Source organism: Pseudomonas sp. R-28-1W-6 (genome assembly GCF_009799925.1).
Classification (GTDB): domain Bacteria; phylum Pseudomonadota; class Gammaproteobacteria; order Pseudomonadales; family Pseudomonadaceae; genus Aquipseudomonas.
This window is the reverse complement of record NZ_WELK01000001.1, coordinates 227,816-246,408: the sequence shown is the minus strand read 5'-3', so window position 1 is coordinate 246,408 and position 18,593 is coordinate 227,816. Positions and strand designations below refer to the sequence as shown.

The following is an 18,593-nucleotide window of genomic DNA, read 5'->3' as shown; positions in this document are numbered from 1 at the left end:
GGAGTCGGTATGGGTGATCGGCACGACTATGTCGCCCTGGAGTGGGTCAAAGGCGAGATCGCGGAAACCCTGAAGCAGGCCCGCCAGGCCCTGGAGGCGTTCGTCGAGAACCCGCAGGACCCGACGCGCATGCGTTTCTGCCTGACCTATGTGCACCAGGTGCATGGCACCCTGCAGATGGTCGAGTTCTACGGCGCGGCCCTGCTCGCCGAGGAAATGGAACAACTCGCCCAGGCCCTGATGGAAGGTCGCGTGAGCAACCAGGGCGAGGCCCTGGAAGTGCTGATGCAGGCCATCCTGCAGCTGCCGGTGTACCTGGAACGGATCCAGAGCGCACGCCGTGATCTGCCGATGGTGGTGTTGCCGCTGCTCAACGACCTGCGTGCGGCCCGTGGCGAGAAGCTGCTGTCGGAAACCAGCCTGTTCTCCCCCGACCTCTCCGGCAGCCAGCCGGCGCTGTCCCACGAGTCGCTCGACAAGCTGCGCACCGCCGAACTGCCGGTGCTGCTGCGCAAGCTGCGGCAGATGTTGCAGATGGCCCTGGTCGGGGTGATCCGCAATCAGGATCTGCCGACCAATCTGGGCTACATGGCGCGTGTCTTCGCCCGCCTGGAAAGCCTGTGCAAGGACGCGCCGCTCGGCCCGATCTGGCAGATCGCCTCGGGCATGGTCGAAGGCCTGGCCAACGGCAGCGTGGCCAATGGCGCGTCGGTGCGCACCCTGCTGCGCCAGGTCGACAAGGAGCTCAAGCGCCTGGTCGAACAGGGCGCCGATGGGATCAACCAGGCCGCGCCGGATGACCTGGCGAAGAACCTGCTGTTCTACCTGGCCAAGGCCCCCGCGCAATCGCCACGCATCAGTGCCCTGAAAGAACAGTACCGCCTCGACGACGCGCTGCCGGACAGCGAAGTGGTCGACGAGGAGCGCGCGCGTCTGGCCGGTCCGGACCGCGATGCCATGCGTTCGGTGGTCGCCGCCCTGTGCGAGGAGCTGGTGCGGGTCAAGGACAGCCTCGACCTGTTCGTGCGCAGCGACCGCAAGCAGGTCGCCGAACTGGACGGCCTGCTCGCGCCGCTCAAGCAGATCGCCGACACCCTGGCGGTGCTCGGCTTCGGCCAGCCGCGCAAGGTGATAGTCGATCAGATCGACGTGGTGCACAGCCTGTCCCTCGGCCAGCGCGAACCCAGCGATGCGGTGCTGATGGATGTCGCCGGCGCCCTGCTGTACGTCGAGGCGACGCTGGCCGGCATGGTCGGCCCGGCCGATGACCGGCAGAACGAACAGAGCCACCTGCCCACCACCGACGTGGCGCAGATTCACCAGCTGGTGATCAAGGAAGCGCGCAATGGCCTGGAGCAGGCCAAGGACGCGATCATCGAGTTCATCGCCTCGCAGTGGAACCACGAGCACCTGGCCCGTGTGCCGGAGCTGCTGACCCAGGTCCGTGGCGGCCTGGCGATGATTCCGCTGGCGCGTGCCGCCGCCCTGCTGCAGGCCTGCAACCGCTATATCCAGGAACAGCTGCTGGCGCGCAAGGCCGTGCCCAACTGGCAGAACCTCGACACCCTGGCCGACGCCATCACCAGCGTCGAGTACTACCTCGAACGCCTGGCCGAAGACCACGCGACCCAGGGCGACCTGATTCTCGATGTCGCCGAGGAAAGCCTGGAAAGCCTGGGCTATCCGCTCAAGGAAAAGCCGTCGATCCTCGATCGCATCGAACCGGCCGCCGAGAGCTTCGCGCCGCACGCCGACCCGCTGCACGAGATCGACGTGCTGTCCGCCGCCGAGCCGGATCTGCCGATCCAGGCCGAGCCCGAGGCGGAGATCGAACTGCAGCTGGCGCAGGACGAGGAGCCGGCGCTCGACCTCGAGGCGCTGGGCGAGGCCGAGTCCTTCAGCCTGGATGAGCTGAACAGCGAGTTTTCCGCGCTCGAACAGCCGGCGAGCGAGAGCGAGCTGCTGGTCAGCGACGACAACTGGAGCCTGGGTGAAGCCGCCACCGCCGACCTGGGCGAGGGCTTCGACCTCAGCCTGGAGGCGCCGCTGGCGCTGGACGAGTCTGCGCCGAGCGACGAATTGCCCAGCCTGGAGCTCGCCGAGCTGCCGGCGCTGGACGCTGAGACGGCGCCTGGCGATCTCGATCTGCAGCTGGAAGAATTGAACCTCGACGAGATCGGTGACGAGCTGCTGAACTGGGATACGACCGAGATCGCCGACCTGGACCTGCCGGAAGTCGAGCTGTCGAACGAGCCGTTCGCCGTCGAAGTTCCCGCCCCGCTGATCGACAAGCCGCTGTCGATGGCCGACGTGATGGCCGCCCCGGTGCAGGCGATCAACCCGCCGGCCCAGGATGTGCCGCCCAGCCTGCTGCCGCCGCCGGCCGATGAAGAGCCGGTGGACGAGGAACTGCTGGAGGTCTTCGTCGAGGAAGTCGGAGAAGTACTGGAAACCATTGGCGAATATCTGCCGCAGTGGTGCGCCGACAGCGCCGACAAGGACGCCCTGACCGAGATCCGCCGGGCCTTCCACACCCTCAAGGGCAGCGGCCGCATGGTTCGCGCCCTGGTCATCGGCGAGCTGGGCTGGTCGATCGAGAACCTGCTCAACCGCGTGCTCGACCGCAGCATCGAGGCCTCTGCGCCGGTGCAGCAGGTGGTCAAGGATGTGGTCGCGCTGATGCCGGCCCTGGTCGAAGAGTTCGCCGCCAAGGCCCAGCGCCAGCGTGACGACGTCGACCTGCTGGCCGCCACCGCCCATGCCCTGGCCCGTGGCCAGCAGCCGCCGCCGAGCGGTCCTGGTTCGACACCGCGCGCCGAGCGCGAGCTGCCGGCCGGCGAGGTTGCCGAGGCGCCCGAGGCCGGGCCGGAGTCCGCTGCCCCGGCTGGCGAGACGCCGGCCGCCGAGCTGGACGAAGCCCTCGACCCACAGCTGCTGGAAATCTTCCGCAACGAAGCGGAAACCCATCTGGATGCCCTGGTCGGCTTTCTCGCCGATTGCGCCCAGGAATTGCCGCAGCCGGTGACCGATACGCTGCAGCGCGCCCTGCACACCCTCAAGGGCAGTGCATACATGGCCGGCATCCTGCCGATCGCCGAAATCGCCACGCCGCTGGAGAAACTGGCCAAGGAATTCAAGGCCAACCTGATTCCCATGGATCTGGCCGAGGCCGAGCTGCTGCACCGCGCCGAACAGCTGTTCCGTGCCGGCCTGGAGCAACTGGAAAGCCATCCGCTGGCGCAGATCCCGGGTGCCGCCGAGCTGCTCGCCGATGTGCACAAGCTGCACCACGAGCGCCTCGACAGCGCCGATCAGGAACGACAGGACGAGCCGGGCGAAACCCGCGACCCGCAACTGATTTCGATCTTCCTCGCCGAGGGCATGGACATCCTGCTGGATGCCGAGGACCTGCTGCGCCAGTGGCGCGAGCACCCTAGCGAGCAGCAGGAGCTCAGCGCCCTGCTGGAGGAGCTGGCGACCCTTGGCCGCGGTGCCGAAATGGCCGAGCTGCCGCAGATCGACGAACTGTGCCAGGCCCTGCTGGCCCTGTACCAGGCCGCCCTGGAGGGCCGCTTGCCGATCAGCGAGCGCTTCTTCAGCGAGGCCGAAGCGGCCCACGAAGCCCTGATCGGCATGATGGATCAGGTCGCCGCCGGCCTGCAGGTCAGCGCCCAGCCGGAGCGGGTTGCCGCCCTCCATACCCTGCTGGCCGAGGCCATCGCCCCGGCCACCCTGGCTCTGCTAGAACCGCAGATGGCCGGGCTGGAAGTCATCGAGCTGGATGAAGTCGATTTCCCCGCCGTGAGCGAGCCGGGCCCGGCGGTTGCGGCTGAGCCCGAGGCGCAGGCCGAACAGCCCGCCGTGGTGCTCAGCGGCATGCCGGAAAACCTCGACGAGGAAATGGTCGAGATCTTCCTCGAAGAGGCCGTGGATATCCTCGACAGCGCCGGTCAGGCGCTGGACCGCTGGCTCGCCGAGCCCGACAACGGCCTGGCGCTGTCGTCGCTGCAACGTGATCTGCATACCCTCAAGGGTGGCGCGCGGATGGCCGAGATTCGCGCCATCGGCGATCTGGCCCACGAGCTGGAATCCTTGTACGAAGGGCTGGTCGATCGCCGCTTCAGCCATTCGCCGTACCTGGCCGGCCTGCTGCAACAGAGCCACGACAGCCTGGCCGTGCTGCTGGAGCAGCTGCAGGGTCGTCGGCCGCTGAACGATCCGGCGGCGCTGATCGAGGCGATCCGCAGCTTCCGCCAGAATGGTGGTGCGCCGAGCCTGTCGGCCGCCGCGGTGGCCGTGCACGCTGATTTCGAAGCCGAAGCCGAAGCCGAAGCCGAAGCCGAAGCCGAAGCCTTGCCCGAGCTGCTGGTCGAGGAAGAGCTGCCCGCGCTGACGCTGGTCGACAGCCCGCTAGAGCCCGAGCTCGCCGAGTCGGCGGAAATGGACCTGGGCGAACTGGTAGACGTCGAGTTCAGCGCTCCCAACCTGGACGAAACGGGCTTTGCCGCCGCCGTGGAGCCGGCCGAGCCGCAGCCCTTCGTGATCGAAGCGCCGCAGCTGGAAGACCTGCCCGACCTCAGTGGCGCCGACTGGGCGCTGGACGGTGCCCTGCCCGAACTGGGCAGCGAGCCGCTGGCGGCGACCGCCGGCGATCCGTCCGCGGAGCAGGAACTGTCCGCCCCGGCCGATGCCGACTGGTCCGCAGAGCCCTCCGACGCCATCGACGAGGCGCTCGCTGCCGAACCGGCAGTGCAGGCCGCGCCGCAGTTCGTCGAGTGGGCGGCGAGTGAACCAGCCGAACCCGCCGCGCCAGCGCTCGAGCAGCCGGTTGCCGTGGCCGCTGCGACGCCGGTTGAAGACGATCGCGACCCGGAGCTGGTGGAAATCTTCCTCGAAGAAGGTTTCGACATCATCGAAAGCGCCGGCGCCGCCCTGCAGCGCTGGATGGCTGATCTCGACAACACCCTCGAGGTCGAGGCCCTGCAGCGCGATCTGCATACCCTCAAGGGCGGTGCGCGGATGGCCGAGATCCGCGAGATCGGCGACCTGGCCCACGAACTGGAATTTCTCTACGAAGGCGTCGGCGACGGCCGCCTGCGTGCCGGCCAGGACCTGATCGGCCTGCTGCAGGCCTGTCACGATCGTCTGGCGGAAATGCTCGAGGCGGTGCGCGACCATCGCGCCTTGCCGGATGGCGAGGCGCTGATCGCCACCATCAAGCAGTTTCGCGCCAACCCCGCGGAACAGCTGAGCATCCCCTCCAGCGTGCACCTGCAGCCGGTGGTGGAAGACGATTCCACCGCCGAAGACGAGATCCTCGACATCTTCCTCGAAGAGGGCGACGACCTGCTGGAGGCCATGGAGGCCGCCATCGGCCGCTGGGAAGCCAGCCGCGAAGACGGCGGCGCCATCGACGAGATGCTGCGCATCCTGCACACCCTCAAGGGCGGTGCACGGCTGGCCGGGCAGAAGCGCCTGGGCGACCTCAGCCACGACCTCGAGCAACACCTGACCGAGGCCCAGCAGCAGGGCGCGCCCTGGCCGGAAAGCCTGTTCCTCGATGTGCAGTCCGGTTTCGAAGGCCTGCAGCAGGAGCTCGACCAGCTGCGCCAGCGCCTCGACGCGCAGACGCTGGCCGAAGCCGCTCTGCCGCAGGCCGCGCCCGCGGAAGCGCCGGCGCCCGCGGCGGTGACCCTGAATACGCCGATTGTCGCCGTCAGCAGCCAGCCGCAGAGCCAGCAGGAACGCCGCGTCCTGCCGTTCGTCCAGCGCGCCGCCGAGGCCGCTGCCGAAGCCGCCTCGCGCCGCGCCCCGCAGGAGCTGGTCAAGGTGCCGGCCGATCTGCTCGAAGGCCTGGTCAACCTGGCCGGTGAGACCTCGATCTTCCGTGGTCGGGTCGAGCAGCAGGTCAGCGACGTCGGCTTCACCCTCGGCGAGATGGAAGCGACCATCGAGCGGGTGCGCGACCAGCTGCGCCGTCTCGACATCGAAACCCAGGCGCAGATCCTCAGCCGCTACCAGGCCGAGGCCGAGCGTGCCGGCTACGAGGATTTCGACCCGCTGGAGATGGACCGCCACTCGCAGCTGCAGCAGCTGTCGCGGGCGCTGTTCGAGTCCGCCTCCGACTTGCTCGACCTCAAGGAAACCCTGGCCGCGCGTAACCGCGATGCCGAGACCCTGCTGCTGCAACAGGCCCGGGTCAACACCGAGCTGCAGGAAGGCCTGATGCGCACCCGCATGGTGCCGTTCGACCGCCTGGTGCCGCGCCTGCGCCGCATCGTGCGCCAGGTGGCGAGTGAGCTGGGCAAGCAGGTCGAGTTCCATGTCGGCAACGCCGAAGGCGAGATGGACCGTACCGTGCTGGAACGCATCGTCGCGCCGCTGGAACACATGCTGCGCAACGCCGTCGACCACGGCATCGAGCCGGCCGACAAGCGTCGCGCCAGCGGCAAATCGGACGTCGGCAACATCCGCCTGAGCCTGGGCCGCGAGGGTGGCGACATCCTCCTGACCCTGGCCGACGACGGCGGCGGCATCAAGCTCGATGCGGTACGCCGCAAGGCCATCGAACGCGGGCTGATGGATGCCGATTCCGATCTGTCCGACCACGAGATCCTGCAGTTCATCCTCGAGGCCGGTTTCTCCACCGCCGAGAAGGTCACCCAGATTTCCGGGCGCGGCGTCGGCATGGACGTGGTCCACTCCGAGGTCAAGCAGCTCGGCGGTTCGATGAGCATCGAGTCGACGGTGGGCGAGGGCACCCGCTTTCTCATCCGCCTGCCGTTCACCGTGTCGGTCAACCGCGCGCTGATGGTGCTGTCCGGCGAAGACCTGTACGCCATCCCGCTGAACACCATCGAAGGTATCGTGCGGGTCTCGCCGTACGAGCTGGAGGCCTACTACGCGCCGGACGCGCCGCGCTTCGAGTACGCCGGCCAGGCCTACGAACTGAAGTACCTCGGCGACCTGCTGAACAACGGCCAGCAGCCCAAACTGATCGGCCAGAGCCTGCCGCTGCCGGTGATCTTGGTGCGTTCCAGCGAACACGCCGTGGCGGTACAGGTGGACAGCCTGGCCGGTTCGCGCGAAATCGTGGTGAAGAGCCTTGGCGTGCAGTTTGCCGGGGTGCACGGCATCTCCGGTGCGACCATCCTCGGTGACGGTCGCGTGGTGGTGATTCTCGACCTGCTGGCGACCATCCGCGTGCGCCACGCGCACCTGCTCAGCCAGCTGCAGCAGCCGCGCCTGGCCAGCCATACGCCGCAGACCGTGGCGGAGATCGAAGCGGACCGGCCGACCCTGGTCATGGTGGTCGACGACTCGGTCACCGTGCGCAAGGTCACCAGCCGCCTGCTCGAGCGCAACGGAATGAACGTGCTGACCGCCAAGGACGGGGTCGACGCCATCGCCCAGCTGCAGGAACACAAGCCGGACATCATGCTGCTGGACATCGAAATGCCGCGCATGGACGGTTTCGAAGTGGCCACCCTGGTGCGCCACGACGAGCGCCTGAAAGACCTGCCGATCATCATGATCACCTCGCGTACCGGCGAGAAACACCGCGAGCGGGCGATGGCGATCGGCGTCAACGAGTACCTGGGCAAGCCGTACCAGGAATCCGATCTGCTCGAAAACATCCAGAAGTTGGTCAAGCACCATGAGTGATAGCCGTACAGCTGCAAGGATTGCCGTGATTGCCGATACCTCGCTGCAGCGCCATGTGCTGCAGCAGGCGTTGTCCGGCAATGGATACCAGGTGGTACTCAATAGCGACCCGGCGCGCCTCGACGAGGAAGCTCTGGCTGCCTGCGAGCCGGATCTGTGGCTGGTCGATCTGGCCCAGTCGGAAGATTCGCCGCTGGTCGAGAACCTGCTCGAGCGCTCCAATGCGCCGGTGCTGTTCGGCGAGGGGCATGCCCCGGAGCGCCACTCGGAAAACTACCCGCGCTGGGAGCGCAGCCTGTTCGGCAAGCTCAAGCGCCTGGTCGGCGACCCGGCCCAGGCCATCGGCCCGAGCCTCGAAGCCCTGCTCGCCGAAGCGCAGCGTCCCGGACGCCTGGAGCTGCCGGCGGCCCTGGCCGGTACACCGCTGGTGGCCGGCGAGCCGGCGCGCCAGGTGTGGCTGCTGGCGGCTTCGCTGGGCGGCCCGGAGGCGGTCAAGGCCTTCCTCGACGCCTTGCCCGGCGGCCTGCCGATCGGCTTCGTCTACGCCCAGCACATCGGCGCCAGCTTCGAGACCGCGCTGCCGCAGGCCGTCGGCCGGCACAGCCAGTGGCACGTTAATCCGGCGCGGCATGGCGACCCGATTCGCTGCGGCGAAGTGGTGGTGGCCCCGGTATCCCACGAGCTGGGCTTCACCGATAGCGGCGCCATGCAGGTCTGCGACCGCGCCTGGCCGGAACCCTACAGCCCCTCCATCGACCAGATGATGCTCAACCTGGCCCAGCACTTCACCGGCAACTGCGGCGTGATCGCCTTCAGCGGCATGGGCAGCGACGGCAGTGCCGCCGCCGCCTACGTGCGACGCCAGGGCGGGCAGATCTGGACCCAGCGCGGCGACAGCTGTGCCTGCCCGAGCATGCCCGACAGCCTGCGCGAAGGCGGCTACAGCGCCCTCAGCGGCGACCCGCGCGAGCTGGCCGCGGCGCTGGTGAACCATCTGGCCGAGCAGTGCGCCTGACGCCCGCTTCGCCTTCGTACAGGATCGATCCATGAGCCAAGCCGTAAGCACCGCCAACAGCGTCAACAACCTCACCGCCCTGCTGGTGCCCCTGGCCGACCGCACCCTGCTGCTGCCCAACGTGGCGCTGGCAGAGCTGATCCCCTACCGTGCGCCGCACGTCACCCCGGGCCTGCCGGGCTGGTTCCTCGGCCAGGTGGCCTGGCGCGACCTGCAACTGCCGTTGCTGTCGTTCGAGGCGGCCTCCGACGGCCAGCCGCAGATCGGCCCGGGCGTGCGCGTGGCGGTGCTCAACGCCCTCGGCGGGCGTGACCAGGTCAAGTTCATCGCCCTGCTGGTGCAGGGCATTCCGCGCTCGCTGAAGGTCGACGGCCACCTGGCGCGGGCCAACGAGCGCCTGGCTCCGCTGGAGCTGGACGCCGTGCAGCTGGGCGAAGCCGTGGTGAAGATCCCCGACCTGATCGGCCTGGAGCAGAAGCTGGCGGATGCCGGGCTGATCTGAGCCGTGCTGTGCCGGTATCGAAAAAGCCCGCTTCGGCGGGTTTTTTTGTGGGCGCGGTAGCCGCGGTTGCGCGCTCGGCCGTAGGGTGCACCGCGCACACCAGGGACAATTCGCGGGCTTTCACCTAGGCAAGGCCCTTAGAAATCGCCCCACAGCTGCTGCGCCACGCTCAGCGCCACCACCGGTGCGGTCTCGGTGCGCAGCACCCGCGGGCCGAGGCGGGCGGCGTGGAAGCCGGCGGCCTTGGCCTGCGCCACTTCGCCGTCGCTGAGGCCGCCCTCCGGGCCGATCAGGAAGGCCAGGGTCGTCGGCTTGGCATGGCTGGCCAGCGGCTCGGCGACCGGGTGCAGGACCAGCTTGAGCTCGGCGTCGGTCTGTTGCAGCCAGTCGGCCAGCAGCACGGGCGGGTTAATCTGCGGCAGCACCGAGCGCCCGCACTGCTCGCAGGCGCTGATCGCCACCTGGCGCCAGTGGGCCAGGCGCTTGTCGGCGCGCTCGTCCTTCAGGCGCACTTCGCAGCGTTCCGAGACGATCGGGGTGATCTTGGCGGCGCCCAGCTCGGTGGCCTTCTGGATTGCCCAGTCCATGCGTTCGCCGCGCGACAGGCCCTGGCCCAGGTGCACCTGCAGCGCGGACTCCGGCTGGCCGCTGAGCTGCTCGCGCAGCTCGACCCGCACGGCCTTCTTGCCCACTTCGATCAGCTCGCCGAGGTACTCCTGGCCGCTGCCGTCGAACAGCTGCACGGCGTCGCCCACCGCATGCCGCAGCACGCGGCCGATGTAGTGGGCCTGGGTTTCCGGCAGCTCGTGCTGGCCGAGAGAGAGCGGGGCGTCGATAAAGAAGCGGGATAGGCGCATGGGGCGAGAACCTGGGGTAGAGCGCGCATTCTAGCCGTAGGGTGCGCCGTGCGCACCGCTGGGTTTGTCGGTGCGCACGGCGCCCCCTACGCCAGCAGGAGCGTCCGAAGCGGGTTCGCCCGCCTTACGGCAGGCAAGCGATCAGCCCGGATCGCGATGGTTGGGGTACAGATCGCTGGCCACGCTGACGCTGGTCGACTGGCGGGTGGCGATATCGATGCCTTCGCTGGCCACCTCGGCGAGGAAGTCGATCTGCTCCGGGGTGATCACGTACGGCGGCAGGAAGTACACCACGCTGCCCAGCGGGCGCAGCAGGGCGCCGCGCTCCAGCGCATGCTGGTAGACCTGCAGGCCGCGGCGCTGCTGCCAGGGGTAGGCGGTCTTGCTCGCCTTGTCCTGGACCATCTCGATGGCTAGGGCCATGCCGGTCTGGCGCACTTCGGCCACATGCGGGTGGTCGACCAGGTGCGCGGTGGCGCTGGCCATGCGGGCGCTCAATGCCTTGTTGGCCTCGATCACGTTGTCGCTTGCGAAGATGTCCAGGGTCGCCAGGGCGGCGGCGCAGGCCAGCGGGTTGCCGGTGTAGGTGTGCGAGTGGAGGAAGGCGCGCAGGGTGGCGTAGTCGTCGTAGAAGGCGGCGTAGACGTCGTCGGTGGTCAGTACCGCGGCCATCGGCAGGTAGCCGCCGGTCAGCGCCTTGGACAGCACCAGGAAGTCCGGGGTGATTCCGGCCTGCTCGCAGGCGAACATCGTCCCGGTGCGGCCGAAGCCGACGGCGATCTCGTCGTGGATCAGGTGCACGCCATGGCGGTCGCAGGCCTCGCGCAGCAGGGTGAGGTAGATCGGGTGGTACATGCGCATGCCGCCGGCGCCCTGGATCAGCGGCTCGACTATCACCGCGGCGACTTCGTGGGCATGTTCGGCCAGGGTCTGCTCCATGGCGGCGAACATGGTCCGCGAATGTTCCTCCCAGCCCATGCCCGCGGGGCGCAGGTAGCAGTCCGGGCTCGGCACCTTGATGGTGTCGAGCAGCAGCGCCTTGTAGGTGTCGGTGAACAGCGCCACGTCGCCCACCGACATCGCCGCCACCGTCTCGCCGTGGTAGCTGTTGCTCAGGGTAATGAAGCGTTTCTTGCCGGGCTGGCCGCTGTTGAGCCAGTAGTGGTGGCTCATCTTCAGCGCCACTTCGATGCCGGAGGAGCCATTGTCGGCGTAGAACACCTTGTTCAGCCCGGCCGGGGTGATCTGCACCAGGCGCTCGGACAGCTCGATCACAGGCGCATGGCTGAAGCCGGCGAGCATCACGTGTTCGAGGCTATCCAGCTGCTCGCGGATGCGCTGGTTGATCCGCGGGTTGCCGTGGCCGAACACGTTGACCCACCAGGAGCTGACCGCGTCGAGGTAGCGCTTGCCGTCGAAGTCTTCCAGCCACACGCCGGAGCCGGAGCGGATCGGGATCAGCGGCAGGCGCTCGTGGTCCTTCATCTGCGTGCAGGGGTGCCAGAGCACGGCCAGGTCGCGTTGCATCCACTCGGCATTCAGGCTCATCGCGGGTCTCCTCATTCGGGGGCGCCAGCCTAGCAGATTGCCGATGGGGTCTGCCCGCCCGCCGACGGATACGTCTGGCCCGCCGCCGGGGCCTGGCGTATCCTGCGCGCCGTCGTTTTTGCCCAGGGATTCCCCGTATGTCCGCAGTCTGGTTGCGCGCCTGTGCGCTCATGGTTTTAGCCGTCTTCAGCAGCCTGGCGCTGGGCAAGGACAAGCAACCCACGGCCATTGTGGTCGGTGGCGGCCTGGCTGGCCTGACCGCCGCCGTTGAGCTGCAGGACAAGGGCTGGCAGGTCACCCTGCTGGAGGCCAAGCCGAGTGTCGGCGGGCGCTCCGGGCTGGCCAACAGCGAATGGCTCGGCTCGGCCAAGGTGCAGCCGGTGGTACACGCCTACCTGCAGCGCTTCAAGCTGAAGGCGCAGGCGGCGCCGGACTATGTGCGCAGCCCGGGCTACCTGATCGACGGCCACTACCAGTCCGCCGCCGACCTGGCCAAAAGCTCGCCGAGCACCAGCGAGGGCCTGGCGCGTTTCGAGCAGAGCCTGGATGACCTGGCCGCCTCCATCGAGGACCCGCTCAATCCGCTGGCGAACCACACCCTGAAGAGCCTGGACGCGATGAGTACCGCGCGCTGGCTGGACAAGCTGGCCCTGCCGCCCACCGCACGCGCCCTGGTCGACCAGCGCATCCGCTCGCGCTACGACGAGCCGTCGCGCCTGTCTCTGCTCTACCTGGCCCAGCAGGCGCGGGTCTACCGCGGTCTGCCGGACAGCGAGCTGCGTGCCGCGCGCCTGCCCGGTGGCAGCCAGGTGCTGGCCCTGGCCCTGGCCAAGCAGCTCAAGCTGGTGAAGACCAACGCGCGGGTCTCGGCCATCGTCCAGGAGCAGGACAAGGTCACGGTCAAGGTCGGTGCCACCGGCTACAGCGCCGACTACGTGGTGCTCGCCGTGCCGCTGCCGGCGCTGAACAAGATCAGCCTGACGCCGTCGCTCGACGCCCTGCAACGCAAGGCGCTGCAGGACATCAACTACGGCTGGCGCGACCAGATGCTGCTCAAGTTCAAGAAGCCGGTATGGGGCAAGGCGCGCCTGTCCGGCGAGATCTTCAGCGACAAGGGTCTGGGCATGCTGTGGGTCGAGCCGGCGCTGAAGGGCGGGGCCAACCTGCTGATCAACCTGTCCGGCGACAACGCCCGCCTGCTCAATGCCTTCGGCGACCGGCAGATGGTCGACCAGGTGCTGATCCGCTTCGACCAGCGCTACCCCGGCGCCCGCGAGCAGTTCACCGGCTACGAGCTGCGCCGCTACGGCAAGGACTCCCTGGTCGGTGGCGCCTACCTGGCCTACGGTCCGGGCGAGATCAGCCAGTACTGGCGCCTGTGGGAGAAGCCGCTGGGTCGCGTGCTGTTCGCTGGCGAACACAGCGATGCGCTGTACCCGGGCACCCTCGAAGGCGCCCTGCGCAGCGGCCAGCGTGCCGCCAGCCAGGCCCAGGAGCTGCAGGCGGGCAAGGCCGTGCTGATCGCCCAGCCCGCGGCCAAGAGCAGCCCGGCGGCCAAGCCCGCCAGCCCGGACGAGAAGGCCGCCAAGCCCGGTTTCTTCGCCCGCCTGTTCAGCTGGTAAGCCCCGGCGGCGAACCCGCCCGGGTTCGCCGCGCCCCTGCGCACGGATGCAGCGCGGCCCGCGCTATCCGGCAAACTATCTGTTTACTCGATATTTCGAAGCGAAATTTTCCGCTTTAAATCGATGGGTTTGCCGCTAGGCTAGCCCCATCGATTTTCATGGAAGTCTCGCAATGCAGTGGCGCAACTCGAATTCCCGTTACGGCCTGGTCAGCATGCTGCTGCACTGGGTCGTCGCCCTGGCGGTGTTCGGCCTGTTCGGTCTGGGCCTGTGGATGGTCGACCTGGACTACTACAGCGGCTGGTATCGCACCGCGCCCGACCTGCACAAGAGCGTCGGTCTTGTGCTCTTTGCCCTGATGCTGCTGCGCGTGCTGTGGCGCTTTGTCAGCCCGCCACCGCCGGCCCCGGCCAGCCATGGCGCGCTGACCCGCGCCGCCTCCAGGCTCGGCCATGCCGCGCTGTACCTCGGCCTGTTCGCCCTGATGATCTCCGGCTACCTGATCTCCACCGCCGATGGGCGCGGCATCGGCGTGTTCGGCCTGTTCGAGATTCCGGCGACCCTGACCAGCATTCCCGACCAGGCCGACGTGGCCGGGCTGATCCACAAATACCTCGCCTGGGCCTTGGTGATTTTCGCCGGCCTGCACGCCCTGGCGGCCCTCAAACACCACTTCATCGACCGCGATGCGACGCTGATGCGCATGCTCGGTCGTGCCAGCAAGTAACCTAACCCACAAGGAGACTGAACAATGTTCAAGCAATCCCTCGCCGCCCTCACCCTGGGCGCCGCCCTGTTCGCCGGCCAGGCCATGGCCGCCGACTACGCCATCGACAAGCAGGGCCAGCACGCCTTCATCAACTTCAAGATCAGCCACTTGGGCTACAGCTGGCTGTACGGCACCTTCAAGGACTTCGACGGCAGCTTCAGCTTCGACGCCAAGGCGCCGGAAGCGAGCAAGGTCAATGTCAGCATCAACACCGCCAGCGTCGACTCCAACCACGCCGAGCGCGACAAGCACTTGCGCAGCGGCGACTTCCTCAACGTCGAGAAGAACCCCACCGCGACCTTCGCCTCCACCTCGGTCAAGTCCACCGGCGCCGGCACGGCCGACATCACCGGCAACCTGACCCTCAACGGCGTGACCAAGCCGGTGGTGATCAAGGCCAAGTTCCTCGGCGAAGGCAGCGACCCGTGGGGCGGCTACCGTGCCGGCTTCGAGGGCAGCACCACGCTCAAGCTGAAGGACTTCGACATCCAGAAGGATCTCGGCCCGGCTTCCCAGGAAGTCGAGCTGATCCTGTCGGTGGAAGGCGTGCGCGAGTAACTCGCGACAGCGTTCTGCAGAAACGAAAAAGCCGGCTTAGCGCCGGCTTTTTCATGGGCAGGTGAAACGCCTCAGAGCCTGTTTAGGATCTTTTGAGCTAGAGCCAGGCAAGGCGAAATTGGGCGAGGGCGCGGAGTTTACGAGCTGTAAATGAGCAGCCCGAGCCCAATTTCAACGCAGCATGGCCGACGATCAAGAGATCCTAGGCAGGTTCTTTATTCCTGCTCGGCCTTGCGCGTCAGCAGTGCCGGCTTCTCGCCGCGCGGACGGCTGGCAGACAGGCTGTCCAGCTGTTCCGGCGTCGGCAGGCGCTCACCCTTGCGGATGATCAGCGGCTGCTTGGTCGTGCGCGCATCCTGCACGGCCGGTTCCTGGCGTTCGCGCATGACCTCGTCGCGCCGCCCGCCGCCATTGCCACGGCCCTGGCCGCCGCCGCTGCGAGCCTGACCCTGGCCTTGCGGCCGCTGGCCGGACTTCGGCTTGCCGCTGCCCTGGCCACCAGCGCCCTGGCGTTGGCCCTGGCCCTGACCTTGCGGCTTGCCCTGGCCGCGACCCTGCGCGGCTTGGCCCGGCTGGCCACCGCGACGCGGGTTGGCGCGCCCTTGCGGTTTGGCCGGCACGGGTACGTAGTCCGCGCGGTTGCCAAAGTTGTCGAACTCGTCGTCGAGGAATTCTTCCGGGTCACGATCCGGTGGCGGGGTCAGCGGTGCCTTCGGCTCGCGGGCGGTGCGGGGTTCGCGCTGCTCCCGCGGAGCGCGCGGCTCGCGTGGCTCGCGCGCCTGGCGTGGCTGCTGCTCGCCGCTGGCGGCCTGGCCTTGCGGCTTGAGGCGATCGCGGCGGTTGTTCGAGCGTTTTTCCTTTTCCACGGCGGCGCCTTCCGGCTTCTTCGCCTCGTGGCGCGGACGGTCGGCGCGCGGCTGGCGCTCCGGGCGCGGGCCGCGCACTTCCGGTTTCTCCACTTCGACGCTGGCCGGGTCGAAACCCAGGGTGTCGCCGTCGGGGATGCGCTGCTTGGTCATCCGCTCGATGCCCTTGAGCAGCTTCTCCTCGTCCGGCGCCACCAGCGAGATCGCCTCGCCACTACGCCCGGCCCGGCCGGTACGGCCGATACGGTGCACGTAGTCTTCCTCGACGTTGGGCAGTTCGAAGTTGACCACGTGCGGCAGCTGGTCGATGTCCAGGCCGCGGGCGGCAATGTCGGTGGCGACCAGGATGCGCACCTGGTTGGCCTTGAAGTCGGCCAGGGCCTTGGTGCGGGCGTTCTGGCTCTTGTTGCCGTGGATCGCCACGGCCGGCAGGCCGTGCTTGTCGAGGTACTCGGCCAGGCGGTTGGCGCCGTGCTTGGTGCGGGTGAACACCAGCACCTGTTCCCACGCGCCCTGGGTGATCAGGTGGGCGAGCAGGGCGCGCTTGTGGCTGGCCGGCAGGCGGAAGATGCGCTGCTCGATGCGCTCCACCGTGGTGTTCGGCGGGGTGACCTCGATGCGTTCCGGGTTGTGCAGCAGCTTGCCGGCCAGGTCGGTGATGTCCTTGGAGAAGGTCGCCGAGAACAGCAGGTTCTGCCGCTGTGCCGGGAGCTTGGCGAGGACCTTCTTCACGTCATGAATGAAGCCCATGTCGAGCATGCGGTCGGCTTCGTCGAGGACCAGGATTTCCACGTGGGACAGGTCGATGGCCTTCTGGTTGGCCAGGTCGAGCAGGCGACCGGGGCAGGCGACCAGGACGTCGACGCCCTTGGCCAGGGCCTGTACCTGCGGGTTCATGCCAACGCCGCCGAAGATGCAGGCGCTGACGAAATGCAAATCGCGGGCATACAGCTTGAAGCTGTCGTGCACCTGGGCGGCCAGTTCGCGGGTGGGGGTCAGCACCAGCACGCGCGGTTGTTTGGGGCCGTGGCGCTGTTCGCGGTCCGGGTGACCGTTGGGGAACAGGCGCTCGAGGATCGGCAGGGCGAACCCGCCGGTTTTACCCGTACCCGTCTGAGCCGCCACCATCAGGTCGCGACCTTGCAACGCGGCGGGAATGGCCCGCTGTTGCACCGGAGTGGGTTGGGTGTAGCCGGCGGCTTCGACCGCACGGACTAAAGCCTCGGAGAGACCGAGGGAGGCAAAGGACATGTGAAATCCTGTCTAGTGAGGGCGAAGCCCTATGGGGGTGTATTGCCTGGCTTGAATCACGGCACTGGGGCGCGCAATCCCGACCGGTACTGCTGGCCTCGGGGGCTAGCATCCGGGCGCAAGCCTGGCGGGAGCCCCGAGTATAACAGAGCCGGGCCCTTGCGCAGCTACCTGCCCGTCGGCCGATTCACGGGCGCTGTGCGGTGGCCAGCGGGGCGTTGGCCGGTTCGGCGTAGCGGGCTTGCAGCTGGGCGTAGCCGGCCTCCAGCTTGAAGCTGCGCAGCTCCCTGGCGAAGGCGCCGGCCAGCGGCTGCAGCTTGGGGTCGCGGCGCAGGGCCAGGTACAGGCGGTCGCGGCCGAGTTCCTCGGTGTTGTAGCCGAGCTGCTGGCCGAGGCCGAGCCGGGCGGCGAGGAACAGCCCGGCGCGGCGGTCGTTGACCACCAGGTCGACCCGGTTGCGCACCAGCTTGCCGAGGTTGGCCTCGTGGCTCGGCGCCTCCTCGCGGTGGAACAGCTTGGAGCGGCGGAACTCGGCATCGTTGTACCAGTAGCCGGGCGAGGTGCCGATCACCAGGTCGCGCAGGTCTTCCAGCCTGCGGTAGGGGTAGGGCCGGTTGCGGGCGAAGAACAGCACGAACTGCACCTCGGACAGCGGCTCCTCGACGAACAGCATCTGCTGCTCGCGCTCGGCCAGGCGGAAGATATCGAGGATGGCATCGGCCTGGCCCTGCTCCAGAGCCAGCAGGCAGCGCTTCCACGGCAGGAACTGCCACTGCACCTCGACGTTCAGGCGGCGCAGCACTTCGGCGGCGATCTCGTAGTCGAGGCCGGCCGGCTGGCCGTTGTCTTCGTAGACATAGGGTGCCCAGGCTTCGGTGACCACGTGCAACGGCTCGGCCCGGGCCGCGAGGGCGAGGCAGCCGAGCAGAATGGTGGCGATTATCTGGCGCTGGAATAATGGCATTCAGCCAGGGTAATCAGATTTGCCCTGCTTGAAAAGTGACCAGCAGATCGATCGCCTGGCTCAATGGGCAAGAAAAAGCCGGGCAATGCCCGGCTAGTTCAGTGCAGCGCAACCTTCAGCGGGGCAGCTTGAGGTTGTTCCAGATCGCCAGGCTCGGCTCGGCCTGGTTCAGGGTGTAGAAGTGCAGGCCCGGTGCGCCACCCTGCAGCAGGCGTTCGCACATCTCGGTTACCACCTGCTCGCCGAAGGCCTGGATGCTCTCCAGGTCATCGCCGTAGGCTTCCAGCTGCTTGCGGATCCAGCGCGGGATCTCCGCGCCGCAGGCGTCGGAGAAGCGTGCCAGCTTGCTGTAGTTGGTGATCGGCATGATGCCCGGCACGATCGGCAGGTCCACGCCCAGCTTGCGCACGCGCTCGACGAAGTAGAAGTAGCAGTCGGCGCTGAAGAAGTACTGGGTGATGGCGCTGTTGGCGCCGGCCTTGGCCTTGCGCACGAAGTTGGCCAGGTCGTCCTCGAAGCTGCGTGCCTGCGGATGCACTTCCGGGTAGGCGGCCACTTCGATATGGAAGTGATCGCCGGTTTCCGCGCGGATGAACTCCACCAGCTCGTTGGCGTAGCGCAGCTCGCCGCTGGCCATGCCCATGCCCGACGGCAGGTCGCCGCGCAGGGCGACGATGCGGCGGATGCCGGAGTTCTTGTACTGGCTGAGCAGGCTGCGCAGCTCGTCCTTGCTGTCGCCGACGCAGGACAGGTGCGGCGCGGTCGGCACGCCGACTTCGCCGTCCAGCTGCAGCACGGTGTTGAGGGTGCGGTCGCGGGTTGAGCCCCCGGCACCGTAGGTGCAGGAGAAGAAATCGGGGTTGTAGGTCGCCAGCTGACGGGCGACGTTCAGCAGCTTTTCATGCCCGGCTTCGGTCTTGGTGGGGAAGAACTCGAAGCTGTAACGGCGTTCTTGACTCATTGCAGGTTCCCTTTA

The 18,593-nt window shown here is 67.9% G+C and carries 10 protein-coding genes and 1 pseudogene; 6 read left to right on the top strand and 5 right to left on the bottom strand.

Annotation, left to right across the window (positions count from 1 at the left end):
- The first annotated feature begins 9 nt into the window (after positions 1–9).
- From F3I62_RS01110 to F3I62_RS01100, 3 genes are read left to right on the top strand one after another with little or no spacing between them, the layout of a single operon-like run.
- Positions 10–7,665, top strand: coding sequence for an Hpt domain-containing protein (locus tag F3I62_RS01110; protein ID WP_160487854.1), 7,656 nt, complete (start codon positions 10–12; stop codon positions 7,663–7,665).
- Positions 7,658–8,680, top strand: coding sequence for a chemotaxis protein CheB (locus F3I62_RS01105; RefSeq protein ID WP_160487853.1), 1,023 nt, complete (start codon positions 7,658–7,660; stop codon positions 8,678–8,680). Before F3I62_RS01110 ends, F3I62_RS01105 begins: the two co-directional genes overlap by 8 nt.
- 31 nt (positions 8,681–8,711) lie before the next feature.
- Positions 8,712–9,182 (top strand): chemotaxis protein CheW, encoded by a 471-nt coding sequence (locus F3I62_RS01100; protein ID WP_160487852.1) that lies wholly within the window; start codon positions 8,712–8,714, stop codon positions 9,180–9,182.
- Positions 9,183–9,319: 137 nt separating this feature from the next.
- Here F3I62_RS01100 and F3I62_RS01095 read toward each other — a convergent pair whose 3' ends face one another.
- Together F3I62_RS01095 and F3I62_RS01090 are read right to left on the bottom strand one after the other, a co-directional pair.
- Positions 9,320–10,039: a 16S rRNA (uracil(1498)-N(3))-methyltransferase gene (locus F3I62_RS01095; protein ID WP_160487851.1), complete on the bottom strand. Its 720-nt coding sequence runs from the start codon at positions 10,037–10,039 to the stop codon at positions 9,320–9,322.
- 141 nt (positions 10,040–10,180) lie between these two features.
- On the bottom strand, positions 10,181–11,587 hold the full coding sequence (locus F3I62_RS01090) for an adenosylmethionine--8-amino-7-oxononanoate transaminase (RefSeq protein ID WP_160487850.1): 1,407 nt from the start codon (positions 11,585–11,587) through the stop codon (positions 10,181–10,183).
- A 137-nt stretch (positions 11,588–11,724) separates the two neighbouring features.
- Between F3I62_RS01090 and F3I62_RS01085 the strand changes: the two are divergent.
- From F3I62_RS01085 to F3I62_RS01075, 3 genes and pseudogenes are all read left to right on the top strand, one after another.
- A pseudogene (locus F3I62_RS01085) lies at positions 11,725–13,102 on the top strand (flavin monoamine oxidase family protein); the annotation flags it as partial.
- Positions 13,103–13,381: 279 nt separating this feature from the next.
- On the top strand, positions 13,382–13,936 hold the full coding sequence (locus F3I62_RS01080) for a cytochrome b (RefSeq protein WP_160487848.1): 555 nt from the start codon (positions 13,382–13,384) through the stop codon (positions 13,934–13,936).
- A 24-nt stretch (positions 13,937–13,960) separates the two neighbouring features.
- Positions 13,961–14,536 carry a YceI family protein gene (locus F3I62_RS01075; RefSeq protein ID WP_160487847.1) on the top strand — a complete coding sequence of 192 codons (576 nt, stop codon included), beginning with the start codon at positions 13,961–13,963 and terminating at the stop codon, positions 14,534–14,536.
- 215 nt (positions 14,537–14,751) lie between these two features.
- On the opposite strand, the gene F3I62_RS01070 is transcribed toward F3I62_RS01075, so the two are convergent.
- The 3 genes from F3I62_RS01070 to metF all read right to left on the bottom strand — a co-directional run bounded on the left by F3I62_RS01070 (position 14,752) and on the right by metF (position 18,578).
- Complete coding sequence (locus tag F3I62_RS01070) at positions 14,752–16,653, bottom strand: DEAD/DEAH box helicase (RefSeq protein ID WP_160487846.1); 1,902 nt, start codon at positions 16,651–16,653, stop codon at positions 14,752–14,754.
- Positions 16,654–16,840: 187 nt separating this feature from the next.
- The gene (locus tag F3I62_RS01065; protein ID WP_160487845.1) at positions 16,841–17,617 is read right to left on the bottom strand and encodes an ABC transporter substrate-binding protein; all 777 of its coding nucleotides are present in this window, start codon (positions 17,615–17,617) and stop codon (positions 16,841–16,843) included.
- Between the two features lie 115 nt (positions 17,618–17,732).
- Positions 17,733–18,578, bottom strand: a complete 846-nt coding sequence (metF, locus tag F3I62_RS01060) for a methylenetetrahydrofolate reductase [NAD(P)H] (protein WP_160487844.1) — start codon at positions 18,576–18,578, stop codon at positions 17,733–17,735.
- Positions 18,579–18,593 lie beyond the last annotated feature (15 nt).

Excerpts from the sequence above, each read along its gene's own strand:
- F3I62_RS01075 (WP_160487847.1), top strand. The coding sequence starts at position 13,961 with ATGTTCAAGCAATCCCTCGCCGCCCTCACCCTGGGCGCCGCCCTGTTC.
- F3I62_RS01065 (WP_160487845.1), bottom strand. The coding sequence starts at position 17,617 with ATGCCATTATTCCAGCGCCAGATAATCGCCACCATTCTGCTCGGCTGC.
- F3I62_RS01095 (WP_160487851.1), bottom strand. The coding sequence starts at position 10,039 with ATGCGCCTATCCCGCTTCTTTATCGACGCCCCGCTCTCTCTCGGCCAG.
- F3I62_RS01100 (WP_160487852.1), top strand. The coding sequence starts at position 8,712 with ATGAGCCAAGCCGTAAGCACCGCCAACAGCGTCAACAACCTCACCGCC.
- F3I62_RS01080 (WP_160487848.1), top strand. The coding sequence starts at position 13,382 with ATGCAGTGGCGCAACTCGAATTCCCGTTACGGCCTGGTCAGCATGCTG.
- F3I62_RS01070 (WP_160487846.1), bottom strand. The coding sequence starts at position 16,653 with ATGTCCTTTGCCTCCCTCGGTCTCTCCGAGGCTTTAGTCCGTGCGGTC.
- metF (WP_160487844.1), bottom strand. The coding sequence starts at position 18,578 with ATGAGTCAAGAACGCCGTTACAGCTTCGAGTTCTTCCCCACCAAGACC.
- F3I62_RS01105 (WP_160487853.1), top strand. The coding sequence starts at position 7,658 with ATGAGTGATAGCCGTACAGCTGCAAGGATTGCCGTGATTGCCGATACC.
- F3I62_RS01090 (WP_160487850.1), bottom strand. The coding sequence starts at position 11,587 with ATGAGCCTGAATGCCGAGTGGATGCAACGCGACCTGGCCGTGCTCTGG.
- F3I62_RS01110 (WP_160487854.1), top strand. The coding sequence starts at position 10 with ATGGGTGATCGGCACGACTATGTCGCCCTGGAGTGGGTCAAAGGCGAG.